Annotated in this window: 10 protein-coding genes and 1 tRNA gene; 10 read left to right on the top strand and 1 reads right to left on the bottom strand. The window is 71.3% G+C overall.

Translation table 11 applies throughout. The annotated features are described in order from the left end of the window. Positions 1-14 precede the first annotated feature (14 nt). The 7 genes from BLW82_RS30025 (at position 15) to BLW82_RS29990 (ending at position 9,638) form a co-directional block, all read left to right on the top strand. Entirely contained in the window at positions 15-1,328 is a 1,314-nt protein-coding gene (locus BLW82_RS30025; protein WP_256216010.1) for an alpha/beta hydrolase family protein, read from the top strand. Between the two features lie 300 nt (positions 1,329-1,628). Continuing rightward, positions 1,629-3,881: a cache domain-containing protein gene (locus tag BLW82_RS30020; RefSeq protein WP_256216009.1), complete on the top strand. Its 2,253-nt coding sequence runs from the start codon at positions 1,629-1,631 to the stop codon at positions 3,879-3,881. A 15-nt stretch (positions 3,882-3,896) separates the two neighbouring features. Beyond that, positions 3,897-5,393: a poly-gamma-glutamate synthase PgsB gene (pgsB, locus tag BLW82_RS30015; RefSeq protein WP_256216008.1), complete on the top strand. Its 1,497-nt coding sequence runs from the start codon at positions 3,897-3,899 to the stop codon at positions 5,391-5,393. Then, positions 5,390-5,872 (top strand): poly-gamma-glutamate biosynthesis protein PgsC/CapC, encoded by a 483-nt coding sequence (locus BLW82_RS30010; protein WP_093503538.1) that lies wholly within the window; start codon positions 5,390-5,392, stop codon positions 5,870-5,872. Before pgsB ends, BLW82_RS30010 begins: the two co-directional genes overlap by 4 nt. A 46-nt stretch (positions 5,873-5,918) precedes the next feature. After that, a complete protein-coding gene (locus BLW82_RS30005) occupies positions 5,919-6,995 on the top strand; it encodes an NlpC/P60 family protein (RefSeq protein ID WP_093503536.1) in 1,077 nt (358 codons plus the stop codon). 56 nt (positions 6,996-7,051) lie between these two features. After that, positions 7,052-9,172 carry an ArnT family glycosyltransferase gene (locus BLW82_RS45725; protein ID WP_256216007.1) on the top strand — a complete coding sequence of 707 codons (2,121 nt, stop codon included), beginning with the start codon at positions 7,052-7,054 and terminating at the stop codon, positions 9,170-9,172. A gap of 136 nt (positions 9,173-9,308) precedes the next feature. Then, complete coding sequence (locus tag BLW82_RS29990) at positions 9,309-9,638, top strand: hypothetical protein (RefSeq protein WP_093503534.1); 330 nt, start codon at positions 9,309-9,311, stop codon at positions 9,636-9,638. A 46-nt stretch (positions 9,639-9,684) separates the two neighbouring features. Here the strand turns inward: BLW82_RS29990 and BLW82_RS29985 are convergent. After that, positions 9,685-9,756 (bottom strand) — tRNA-Val (locus BLW82_RS29985). A 214-nt stretch (positions 9,757-9,970) separates the two neighbouring features. On the opposite strand from BLW82_RS29985, the gene BLW82_RS29980 reads away from it, so the two are divergent. The 3 genes from BLW82_RS29980 to BLW82_RS29970 all read left to right on the top strand — a co-directional run bounded on the left by BLW82_RS29980 (position 9,971) and on the right by BLW82_RS29970 (position 12,307). After that, entirely contained in the window at positions 9,971-11,362 is a 1,392-nt protein-coding gene (locus tag BLW82_RS29980; RefSeq protein ID WP_093503532.1) for a coiled-coil domain-containing protein, read from the top strand. A 129-nt stretch (positions 11,363-11,491) separates the two neighbouring features. Further along, positions 11,492-12,073 carry a DUF4383 domain-containing protein gene (locus BLW82_RS29975; RefSeq protein WP_256216242.1) on the top strand — a complete coding sequence of 194 codons (582 nt, stop codon included), beginning with the start codon at positions 11,492-11,494 and terminating at the stop codon, positions 12,071-12,073. A gap of 9 nt (positions 12,074-12,082) precedes the next feature. After that, complete coding sequence (locus BLW82_RS29970; protein ID WP_093503528.1) at positions 12,083-12,307, top strand: FmdB family zinc ribbon protein; 225 nt, start codon at positions 12,083-12,085, stop codon at positions 12,305-12,307. Positions 12,308-12,461 lie beyond the last annotated feature (154 nt).

Here is a 12,461-nt window from a genome sequence, read left to right as displayed (position 1 = left end):
GCCACCGTCGCAGAATGATCGCCGTAGCGGTCGGCTCTGCGGGTGCGCTGGCCGTTGCACTGGGTGTGGGGCTGTCGTCGGCGATGGCCACCGGAACGTCGTCCTCCCAGCCCGTGACCACCGCGTCCTCGTCCCCCACGAGCGCGCCCTGGGCACCCGAGAACGACGAGAAGCCGCTGGGTCACCGGAAGCCCGCCGTACGCCCGCAGACTCTCTCGGCCGGCCGCAAGGCCGCGTCCGCTCTGCAGCTCAAGATGCCCGCCCCGAGCGGGAAGTACAAAGTGGGCATGGTCGGCCTGCACCTCGTCGACAAGTCCCGTACGGACCCGTACGTGTCCGGCAGCAAGTCCCGCGAGCTGATGGTGTCGCTCTGGTACCCGGCCACTTCCACGTCCGGGCACTACCAGGCGCCGTGGATGCCGTCGATCTCCGGCGCCCACTTCCTCGCCACGCGCGGGCTGTCGCCGCAGTTCGTCACCCTGCCGACCACGGCGGGTCATGTCCTCGCCCCGGTGAACACCGCGCTCGGCAAGCTGCCCGTCCTGCTGTACTCGACCGGGCTGCACTCGGACCGTGCGATGGGCACCGCGCTCGTCCAGGACCTCGCCAGCCGCGGCTACCTCGTCGTCGCCGTCGACCACACGCACGACGCCAACGAGGTGCAGTTCCCCGGCAGTCGGCTCGAGGTCAACCAGATGCCGGCGGGCGCCCACTCGTCCGACACGCTCAAGGTGCGCGCGGCCGACATCAAGTTCGTCATCAACCAGCTCTCCACGCTCAGCAAGGGCGGCAACCCGGACGTCGGCAAGGCCACCCTCCCCGTGGGGCTGACGAAGTCGGTCGACATGTCGAAGATCGGCATGTTCGGCTGGTCGCTGGGCGGCGCGGCGGTCGACACCGCCATGCAGCTCGACAGCCGTATCGCCGCCGGCGCCAACCTGGACGGCCAGTTCTTCGGGACGGCTCCGAGCAAGGACCTGAAGCGCCCGTTCATGCTCTTCAGCTCCGGCAGCCACAACCGCAACAACGACTCGTCGTGGCGCACGCTGTGGTCGCACCTGAAGGGGTACAAGGTCGACATCAAGCTCAAGGGCGCGGCGCACCTGTCCTTCAGCGACAACGAGTGGATGGTGCCCCAGTACGCGCGTCTGCTCGGGATCTCCCAGTCGCAGCTCCAGCAGCAGTACGGGACGATCGACCCGGACCGTGCGATCGCGGTCCAGCGCGTCTACCTTGCGGCCTTCTTCGACCAGGAGCTGCGCAAGCAGCACAGCACCCTGCTCGACGGCACCAGCAGCAAGTACCCGGAGATCTCCTTCGTCCCCTGACCGGACGGTCAGCCGGACAATCCGCCGGACATCCGAAGGGCGGGCCCAGCGCGTGGCTCCGCCCTTCGGCTCGCCGTGGGACCCGTGCGTCGACCGTCACAGGGCGGCCTGGTTCACACGCACGAAACAGGCGTGAAAGTGTGATGGTTATGTAATCGCCTGACGCTAGAGTGTTCGGCCTGTAGAACGTTCGGGCGCTCGGCGCCAATTGACGAAGGATTTCCTGCCCTGCCCTCCGCCCCCCGGGCGCCGCGCCGACACCGCACCCGCCGCCGCGCCGATATGCCGATCCTCGGCGGGGTGCGCCCGCCGATCGCCTCGCTCGTCGTACTCCTGCTGGTGGTCGCAGCCCTGACCATGATCGGCCTCGACGGCATCCATGCCACGGGGGTGCCGCAGGCCGTGTCGGACGGGGAGCAGCAGATCGCCGCCGACACCGCGCTGTCGATGCGCACCACCATCGACGCCGAGGCGAGCACGGTCCGCCGCACGGCCAAGGCGTACCCGGCGACGAGCGCGTCGACCCCCGCGACCACGCTCAAAGCACTGACTGCCGCCCGGAAGGGGATCCTCGGCAGTGCGCTGCTCGACCCGCGGACCGGCAAACTGCTGGCGACCGGCGGCAAGACGGTGCAGCTGGCCGGGTTCGACGCCGCCAAGGCGGCATCCGGGCACGGGGGGATCCCGCCCCGTCTGGTGACCTCGGACGGCACCCGGCAACTGCTGTACTTCGCCAAGGTCACCCTGCCCGCGCAGCAGGAGGACGCCAACCAGGACCAGAACCAGGTCCCGAGCGGGCCCGACCGGCAGTGGCTGCTGGTGGTCTCCGAGGCGCTCCCCGCCCCCACGGCGTACGGCGACGGACGCACCGCCGAGGTGCTGGACGCGAGCGGCACCGCGCTCGCCACCGCGTCCCACGGCACGGCGTCGCCGGCCGGCGCCGACAGCTCTCTGCCCTCGGCGGCGACCCGCGCGGCGAAGGGGTCGGGGCAGGACACCGACGCCTCGGGAAGCCTGCTGGGCGCTTCCGCGGGCAGCCGGCGCACGGTGGCCGGCTGGGCCCAAGTCGCCTCGACGACCGGTCCCGGTGACACCGACGGCCTCGGTCTGGTGGTGCTCACCTCCCGCACGGTGCCCGCGACGGCCACCGCCGTCGACTACTCGGGCTTCGCCCTCAAGGCGGCGGGGGCGCTGGTCGTGCTCGCGCTGCTGCTCGGGCTGGCCCTGCACTTCTTCCTGCAGCGGCCGCTGCTGTGGCTGTACCTGTCCGCAGGCCGCCTGGCCCGGGGCGCGACCGAGAGCGGACCGGCCGCGTGGGAGGAGCTGTCCCGGCCGGTTCCGGTGAACGGCTTCGGGGAGATGTCCCGGATCGGGCGGGCCCTGGAGTCGCTGCGCCGGCAACTGCTCGGCGAGAGCGGCCCGCAAGACTTCCCGGCCCGACGCGGACCGGGCTACCGGGCGCTGGCCGCGGTCGGCGTGCTGGTGGTGGCCTGCTGGGCGGTGCCGATGATCTCCGTGCTGAACCGGGCGCACAGCGCGACCGCGGTCCCGGCCTCGGTCGTCGCCGTCCAGCAGACCCGCACCGAGATCACGTCGAACCGGGTCCGGCAGTCCCTCGACCAGCTGTACACCGACCTGAGCGACGCGGCCGCGGGTCTGCCGGGCAGCAGCCGGGCCGCCCAGACCGAGGTGCTGCGGCGCACCCTCGACGACCACAAGCAGTTCCGCTCGCTGTATCTCCTGGACAGCTCGGGCGCCATCACGCTGCGCGTGGGCGGGTCACCGCTGCGCACCATCGTCCACGTGCCCGGCGGCGGCGGGATCACCACCGTCAACACCTCGGGCCGGATCCCGGCGATCGCCGCCTACGCGCAGGTCCGCGCCGTCAAGGGCAAGGCCCCGGCGGAAGGTGTGGTCCTGTTCGGCGAGATCGACGTGAAGGCGCTCAACTCCATTCTGTCCAGACCGAAACTGGGCAGCGTCTGGGTGACGGACGACGACGACAGGGTGCTGGCGGCGAACGTGGGCTACCGCGCCTTCCAGTCGCTGCCCGACTCCGGACTCAGCCGTCTCGCCCGCGCCACCCAGGGCGCCCCGGGAACCGCGGGCACCGCGACCTCGCGGGTGCTGCGCACGTCCTCCGGTCCGTCGGTCGACGGTGCCGCGCCGCTGGCGCAGAGCGGTCCGACGGCCCGGCTCGGCTGGCACGTGGTGACCGCGGAACCCGCGGCGGCGCTCCAGATTCCCGCGGTGCAGGCCGAGCAGCGCACCATGCTCGCGGGGATCCTCGGCCTCACCCTGGGCGCCGCCTGCCTGGGCTGGCTGTATGTCGTGGTGGTCCGGCCGCTGCGCTCGGTCGCGGTGCTGGTCGAGCGGCTCGCCGGCGGCGATCGCCGCACCGTGCTGCACCCGGTCAACCACGACGAGATCGGCTCGGTCACCCGCAGCCTGGAACTGATGCGCCAGGCCCTGGCGGAACGCGACCGGGCGGCCAGATCCGGCCATGCCGCCGGGTCCTCCCCGTCCCGGCGTCAGACCACCCTCCAGCGATAGAAGGACGGAATCGGCATGCTTTTCCTCTATGTCATCGTCCTGCTCTGCTGCGTCGGGCTGTGGATCGCCGGAATCGTGGAGCAGCGGCGGCACTTCGCCTCGCTGGAGCAGATACCGACGCGGGTGCTGGTCAACGGCATCCGCGGCAAGAGTTCGATCACCCGGCTGTGCGCGGGCGCGCTGCGCGGCGGCGACCTGGTCACGGTGGCCAAGACCACCGGCACCGCGGCCCGGTTCATTCATCCGGACGGCACCGAGGAACCGATCTACCGCAAGTTCGGGCTGTCCAACATCGTCGAGCAGATCGGCATCGTGCGGCGGGCGGCGACCTACCGGCCGGACGCGCTGGTGATCGAGTGCATGGCGGTGATGCCCGCGCTGCAGGAGATCAACCAGGAGAAGCTGATCCGTTCCACGATCGGCGTGCTGTGCAACGTCCGTGAGGACCATCTGGAGGAGATGGGACCGACCCTGGACGACGTCGCCCGCTCGCTCTCCCGCTCGATGCCGGTGGGCGGGGTCTGCGTGACGGCGGAGAAGGACCGGCTGCACATCCTCCAGGAGGAGGCCGACAAGCGGAACTGCCGCCTGATCGCGGTCGATCCGGAGACGGTGACCGACGCGGAGCTGCGCGGCTTCAGCTGGTTCACCTTCAAGGAGAACGTGGCGATCGCGCTGGCCGTCGCCGAACTGCTCGGCGTGGAACGGCAGACCGCGATGCAGGGCATGTGGGACGCGCCGCCCGACCCGGGCGTGCTGTCGGTGGAGCGCTACGTCACCCCCGAGGGCAAGCAACTGCGGTTCGCCAACGTCTTCGCGGCCAACGACCCCGAGTCGACGCTCATGAACGTCCAGCAACTGGAGGATCTGGGCGCGATCAGACGGCCTCTCAACGTGGTCATCAACTGCCGCCCGGACCGGGTGGAGCGCAACGGCCAGATGGGCGCGATCGTCCCCGACCTCGCCGCCGAGACGGTGTTCCTGATCGGCCACCCGACCAAGAGCGCCCGTGACGCGATCCCGGCAGCCTTCACCGGGCGGGTGGTGGATCTCGGCGGCGACCGCCGGGACCCCGAGGAGGTGACCGAGTCGATCCTCGCGGAACTCGGCCCGTCCTCCTCGATGGTGGCGATCGGCAACATCCACGGCCAGGGCGAGCTGTTCCTGGAATGCCTCGCCGGGCTGCCGCTGGACGAGTCCGAGGATCCCTTCGAGGGCGTTCCCCAGGGCGACGGCCTGGACCAGGAGACCATGCAGATCGTGCTGGTCCGGCCGCAGGTCGCGCTGGCCCGGCCGCCCGAGCCGGAGCCGTACAGCTGGGTGGCACCACTGGAGACGACCCACAGCTTCCACATCCCGAACCAGCGCGAACTCGCCCGCCAGTTCGCCGCCACCCACGGCCGGTCCGACGGCCCCGGCCGGTCCGACAGCGACGGCCGGCCCGACAGCCAGAGCGCCCCGGCCGACCCGCGCCTCTCCTACGATCAGCCCCAGTCCACGAGGAACCCGTGATCCCCGCCCACCTCACCGCACAGACCGCCGCACTCGGGATCGCCCTCGGGCTGGTCTTCTCGCTCGTCTGCTACCTGACCACCAATCTCTCCCCCGGAGGGATGATCACCCCGGGCTGGATCGCCCTCACGCTCGTCACCGACGTGCAGATGGCCGCGCTGATGGTCGGTGTCGCGGCGGTCACGTACTTCGCCACGAGGCTGCTGCAGCGCACCGTGATCCTCTACGGCAAGCGGCTGTTCGCCGCCGTGGTGCTGAGCGCGGTGCTGATACAGACCACCGTGATGCTCGCCCTCAGCCACGAGTTCCCCCTGCTGTACACCTCACAGACCCTTGGCTTCATCGTTCCCGGTCTGGTCTCCTACCAGATGGTCCGTCAGCCGATCGCCGCCACGGTCATCTCGACCACGGCCGTGACGCTGGCCACGTACGTGGTACTGGTCTCCGGTCTGCTGATCGGCGTCCTGCCCACCGGCTGACCCGCACACACCCCCCGCTCACCCCGTCATTCCAGGAGGATCGGTCATGCACTCCCACTCCGCCGGCAGAGGCAACAGCCGCCCGACCCGCCGCGCTCTGCTCGGGACGATCGCGGGCGTGGCGGCCGCCGGGGCGGTGGGCGGGTACGCCTGGAACCGGCACGACAGCGGCAGCGGCGACGGCGGCACGGCCGCCGACGGCACGGGCACCGGTTCGAACTCCGGGAAGCGGACCTTCGAGCGGCTGTCCGCCCCCGCCCGCACCGTGGTCCGCGGTGCCGACGGCGGCACGCTCGCCACGTTCACCGACGGGGCCCGGACCGCCGTGCTCACCGGGCGCACCCGCAGCTTCAGCGAGCCGCGGACCACCGAGGCCAAGGTGACCACGGACGCCTGGGTGCGGGTGCTGCCGCACCCTTGGCAGCAGGGCATGGAGAAGTCCGCCTGGTTCAAGGGCTGGTTCGACAAGACGCTCGGCGACACCAGTCCGGACGTCTTCGCGGTGGCGTTCCAGTACAGCAGCGCCGGGGCGCCCGACAAGCACACCGCCAAGGGCGTGCGCTACGCGGGCACCGCGCACTTCGGCCCGCGCAACTCGGCGGTCAACAACCCGCTGGACTTCGCCTACCACGACGAGCAGTCCGACTTCTACGACTACCTGGGCGTTCCCTGGACCTTCCCGGACGGCACCCGCGTACAGCCGGAGCAGGCCCGCTACGGCGACGTGGACTGCTCCGGCTTCCAGCGTCTGGTGTGGGGCTACCGCATGGGCATCCCCCTGCACAACACCAACACCAAGGGCACCGGTCTGCCGCGCCGCGCCTTCGCCATCGCCGCCTACGGTCCCGGCCGCCTGGTGATCCCGCACACCGGCACGAAGCAGGCCTCCGACCTGGGCACCCTGCAACCCGGCGACCTGGTCTTCTTCGCCATCATCAAGGACCGGCCGGACTTCATCGACCACTGCGGCATGTACATGGGCCTCGACGACCAGGGCAGGCACCGCTTCTACTCCAGCCGCTCCGCCGCCAACGGCCCCACCCTGGGCGACCTGTCGGGCCACTCGCTGCTGGACGGCACCGACTTCTACGCCCGCGGCTTCCGGTCGGCCCGCCGCCTGTGATCCCGCCGCCAGTGCACCGCGGCCCCACCTGACCTGCTGATCCAAGGACCCCTGCCATGACCGCCATCCCCGCCGCCCGGTCCACCGGAGCGCACCGAGGCCGCCGGGCGGCGAACCGCCGATCCGGCCCGCCGGAAGAAGCCCCGCGCTGGGAGCGCCCGGCGGTCGTCGCGGTGCTGGCCATAGCCACGCTGCTGTACTCCTGGGGCATCGGGCACGCCGCCCTCCACCCCTTCTACGGGGCGGCGATACGGTCGATGGCCGGCAGCTGGCGGTCCTTCTTCTTCGGCGGGCTCGACGTCAGCGGTTCGGTCAGCATCGACAAGCTGCCCGGCGCCCTGTGGCCCGACGCCGTCTCCGTCTGGCTCTTCGGCCCGCACACCTGGGCGGCCGCCCTTCCGCAGGTCGTCGAGGGCGTGCTCACCGTATGGCTGCTGCACCGGATCGTACGGGCCTGGGCCGGTCCGTTCGCCGCGCTGGTCGCCGCGCTGGCGCTCACCGTCACCCCGGTCACCGTGGTCCTCAACCGGGCCACCATCCCGGACACCGCGCTCACGCTGCTCCTGGTGACGGCCGCCGGCGCACTGCAGAAGGCGGTGCGCACCGAGCGGCTGCTGCCGCTGATCACCTGCGGGACCTGGATCGGGCTCGCCTTCCAGGCGAAGATGCTCCAGGCGTGGCTGGTGCTGCCGGTCTTCGCCGCCGTGTACCTGATCGTCGCCCCCGGCACACCGCTGAAACGGGCGCTGCGCGTCCTGCTCAGCGGTGCGGTCGCGCTGGCGGTCTCCTGCTTCTGGGTGCTGATCGCCTGGGCGACCCCGGCGACCAGCCGGCCCTACCTCGACGGCACCTCCGACAACAATCCGTTCGCCCTGGTCTTCGGCTACAACGGCCTGAGCCGCTTCAGCAGCGACTCCACCGCGTTCGGTGCCGTCGCGGGCACCGCCACCAGCCGCACCACCGGCAACACCGGCTGGAACATGCTGATCAACCACACGGTCGGCCCCCAGGTCGCCTGGTTCCTGCCGCTCGCCGTGCTCGCCGCGGTCCTCGGCGTCGTCTGGCGCGCCGGCCGGCCGCGCACCGACATGCCGCGCGCGGGATTTCTGCTGTGGGGCGGCTGGCTGGCCGTGCACGCCGTGGTGTTCAGCGCCTCCAACGGCAACCACGCCTACTACATGGCCGTCATCGCCCCGGCGCTCGCCGCGCTGGCCGGCGGCGGGCTCGCGCTCTTCCGGGCGGAGTACGAGTCGGCGTACGAGCCGAACCCCGGGCCCGAGCAGGAAGCCGAGCACGAGCCGGAACCCGAACCGTCGCACGGGCCGGCGCACGAGCCGGCGCCCTGGTCGCCGTACGTGTCGGCGTACGGATCGGATCCCTGGTCGCCGCACGTGGCGCAGAGCGTGCCGATGTTCGAATCCGAGCACGAGTCGGTGCCCGAGTCGGAGCACCGGCCCGAGAGCGGATCGGGCGGCCGACGGCACCTGGCGCTGCCGGCGGCGATCGTGCTGACGGCGGTATGGGCGTTGGTGCTCGACTGGCCCACCCGATTCGTCTCCTGGCTGCTGCCGGTCGCCGTGATGCTCGCACTGTGCGGCGTGGTGGGCCTGTGGACCCGCGGCCCGCGCACCTCCTCGCGGATGGTCCACGCGGCCCTCGCCTCCGCGGTCGCGGCCATCCTGGTCGCACCGGCCGGCTGGGCCGCCGCCGGCCTCGACTCGCTCTACGCGGGTGCCGCCACCGCGCCGATAGCCGGCCCGGTCGGCAACGCGTACTTCGACAGCGTCCGTCAGCACCACGCACCGCGGAGGATAGGGCTCGACCAGCCGAGCGCCCGCGACACCGCCCTGCTCGACTACCTCACCGAGCACCGCAACGGCGAGAAGTACCTGCTGGCCACCCAGGCCGCCTACGGCGCCGAGCCACTGCTGCGTGCGAAGTCCGAACCCATCCTCGTCATGGGCGGCTTCACCGGCAACACGCCCTTCCCCACCCCCCAGCAGCTCGCCGGCCTCGTCACCGCCCACCAGCTGCGCTACGCGCTGCTCACCACTCAGCGTCCCACCACAGCCGTCACCACCTGGGTGAAGTCCCACTGCACCCGGGTCCGGGCCGCCGCCTACGGCGGCGCCACCGGCGGCAGCTTCACCCTCTACGACTGCAATCCCAAGAAGTGAGACGACGCGCCCGGGCCCGCAGCGGGCCCGTGGCGCACTCCCGGCGCTGGTCCCCGGCCCACCCCGACCGCACTCGAACACATGAACCCCTCGAACGAGCTCGCCACTCATATTCGAACAGGCGTACCATTGCCGCGTGGCTGCGACCTATGACTTTCCGGGTGACCTTCTCGCCGGTCAGGAGGAGCTGCATCAGGTCCGGGCCGAGCTGTCGGCCCTGCTGAAGCAGCTCCCCTGGTCGGTCGAGCCGCTGGACGGATTCAGTGACGCCGGCGGCTGGCGCAAGGTGGAGCGTCCCGCCTCTCCGGGCTGGACCGAGGATCAGCAGGCCGCGGTGGAGAAGCTGCGCCGCCGCGAACACGAGCTCGCGGTGTTCGTCAGCGGCCACCGCTTCTGGGCGGAGATAACGGCACCGCAGCGCATGGAGGCCCGAAGCCTTCTCAAACACGCGCACGAGGAAGAGTGAGAACACGAGAAGACCCCGGCCGATCCGGCCGGGGTCTTCCTCGAAGTGGGCGCGGACGGTTTCGAACCGCCGACATCCTGCTTGTAAGGCAGGCGCTCTACCCCTGAGCTACGCACCCGAGACGAGTCGACAGCCTACATCGTCCCCTGCTCCGTCCCGCAATTCCGTTTCTCCGGACCGGCACCCGAGGGCGCGCCGCCTCCTCCCGCCCCTCGCCCCCGCGAAGTGAGCACGCGAACCGCGAACTGACCGGCCCGTGTGTTCGTCTTTCACGGGTGGGAGAATGATTCGACCCCCAGAGCACAGGGCATATCGCGGCACGGGAGAGGGATGTGACGGCGACAACGGCGACACCCGGGCAGTCGTATGCGCCTCCCCCGCCGCCCCGGAGCGGCGCCACCGCCGCCCTCCGGGACGCCCTCGTCCTCATGGGTCTGCCGCTGGCGGCCCTGCTCGTGGTGCCCGGGGCGTTCGCCGGCGGGGGTACCCGGCGGTGGTTCGGCGGGCGGGCCGAGAGTCAGCGGGCCGAGGCCCAGGCGGCCAAGGACGCGGCTGCGGCCGCCTTCTACGAGCTGGACACCGCTCAGCGGGATCTGCGGATCTCCGTAGAGACCATCTCCGCCGTCGACGACTCACCGGCCGCCCGTCGCGCCCTCTCCGACTTCGAGGCGCTGGGGCGGCGGATAGACGAGGTGAGCAACCGGTACATCCAGGCCATCGACGCCTACGACCTGGACCGCGACGATCTGGAGGCCGGTGCCGCGTCCCGGGCCCGGACCGAGATCACCCGGGCCAAGGACGAGCTCGTGGACGTCAAGCGGGAGCTGGACCGGTTCGGGCAGTCGCTCGGACCGCTGCTCGGCAAGGCAGAGACGCAGCTGGCGCGGCTCGCGCCCGCCGTGGAGCGGGCCCGGCAGGCGCTGTTGGCGGCCAGCAACGCGCTTGACGCCGTGCGAGAGACCCGGCTGCGGGCCGACGAGCTGGCGGCCCGGCTCGCCGCACTCGCGCCTGAGCTGACGAAGCTGAATCAGGGGGCCGGGCAGCATGGTGCGCAGGCCACGCTGGAGCGGGCCGGGCGGGTGCAGCGGGAGGCCGAGGCGATCCGGGTCGAGGCCGAGCGGCTGCCGGAGAAGGCCGCCGAGATCGATCACCGGCTGGTGAGCCTGCGAACCCGGGCGCAGGCGCTGACCACCCGGGCCGGGCAGGTCGACCCGGTGCTGAGCGAGCTGCGGCGGCGGTTCGCGGCAGCCTGCTGGCAGGATCTCCAGCAGGTACCCCAGCAGGCCGTGGACAACGTACGCGAGGCCGAGCGGAAGCTCACGGAGGCGCAGACCGCGCGGGACGCGCAGAAGTGGGCCGATGCCATCTCGCTGCTCGCTGTCGTGCGGGCGCTGCTCAACAGCACGGACGAAGCCGTGTCGGCGGCGGGCGACCGGCTGAGCCGGCTGAACGCCGTACAGAAGGATCCGCAGGCGGAGACCGAGCGGACCCGGTTCGCGATCCGGGACGCGCAGCGGCTGGCGATGGCCGGGCGGAGCAGTCCCGATCCGCGGCACGCCCGGCCGCTGGACGACGCCGTGGCGCGGCTGGACCGTGCGGTGGGGGCGCTGCAGGGGCGGCATCCCGACTACTGGCAGTTCCTTACGGAGACGGAGGCGGTACGGCAGTCGGTCGCCCGGGTGGTCGCGCAGATCCGTGAGGACCGGGGCACCGGTCACCCGTGAGCCGTGTGGCGTCCGAGCCGTTCGCCGTCCGAGCCGTTCGCCGTCCGAGCCGTTTGCCGTCCTGCCTGCGCGGGCGGATATTGGGAGGCGACCCGCAATCCAGATGGGGAGGCGGAGATGGCCTCACACATGGCGCAGTCGGGACACCCGGCGCATTCGGGGACGTCGCGGCGGCGGATCGTCTTCGACGAGGCACTGCCCGTCGATCACAGGCTGAACCAGGTCTACCGGGTCGGGGCGGGACTGATGGGCCTGTTCCTGCTGGCCTTCGGGATCCTGGGGCTGACCAACAACATCGGCTTCTTCGACACGGGCGGGAACACCGCGATCGGCCTGAACACCAACGGCGCGCTCAGCGTGCTGTCGATCTGCGTCGGGCTGCTGCTCTTCGTCGGCACGGTGATCGGCGGGAACTTCGCGTCCACGCTGAACATGGTGCTCGGCGTGCTGTTCATCCTGAACGGCTTCCTGTTCCTGGGCCTGCTCGACACGGACTCGGACTTCCTGGCCTTCAAGATCCAGAACGTGCTGTTCAGTTTCCTTGTGGGCCTGGTGCTGATGGTGTTCGGGATGTACGGCAGGGTCAGCACGAACCTGCCGCACGACAACCCGTACTGGCGGGCCCGCCACCCCGAGGCGGAGCAACGGGGCGGATCCGAGACTCAGGTGCGGCAGGCGCAGTCGCAATCACTCCCGCCTCACTCCCTTTAGGCTGTCCTCATGCCCCGCTACGAGTACCGCTGCCGCACCTGCGGCGACACATTCGAACTGTCCCGCCCCATGGCCGAGTCATCGGCTCCCGCGGCATGCCCGGAGGGGCACCAGGACACGGTAAAGCTCCTGTCGACGGTGGCGGTGGGAGGAACGGCCGCCGCGTCCGCCGCCGGAGCCGGCGCCCCCGCCGGCTCCGGTGGGGGCTGTTGCGGCGGCGGCTGCTGCGGCTAGTGCCGCGGCAGGCAACGTTTGCCCGTCAAGGAGCGGCGTCCGGTGCGTGCTCTCGGCGTGCCGGCCGGAAGTCCTCGTACTGGATGTACTTGGGCTTTCGGCCGGTGCGGCGAGAGTGCGTGCCGGGCGTCGTGACGGGGCGAACGTTGCCTGT

The sequence above is a fragment of the Streptomyces sp. Ag109_O5-10 genome (assembly GCF_900105755.1).
Lineage (GTDB): Bacteria > Actinomycetota > Actinomycetes > Streptomycetales > Streptomycetaceae > Streptomyces.
The sequence above is the reverse complement of the archived record's forward strand: the minus strand, read 5'-3'. Positions and strand labels throughout refer to the sequence as shown.

Coding starts and splice junctions, on each gene's coding strand:
- BLW82_RS30025 (WP_256216010.1), top strand. CDS start 15: ATGATCGCCGTAGCGGTCGGCTCTGCGGGTGCGCTGGCCGTTGCACTG.
- pgsB (WP_256216008.1), top strand. CDS start 3,897: ATGCTTTTCCTCTATGTCATCGTCCTGCTCTGCTGCGTCGGGCTGTGG.
- BLW82_RS30005 (WP_093503536.1), top strand. CDS start 5,919: ATGCACTCCCACTCCGCCGGCAGAGGCAACAGCCGCCCGACCCGCCGC.
- BLW82_RS45725 (WP_256216007.1), top strand. CDS start 7,052: ATGACCGCCATCCCCGCCGCCCGGTCCACCGGAGCGCACCGAGGCCGC.
- BLW82_RS29975 (WP_256216242.1), top strand. CDS start 11,492: ATGGCGCAGTCGGGACACCCGGCGCATTCGGGGACGTCGCGGCGGCGG.
- BLW82_RS29970 (WP_093503528.1), top strand. CDS start 12,083: ATGCCCCGCTACGAGTACCGCTGCCGCACCTGCGGCGACACATTCGAA.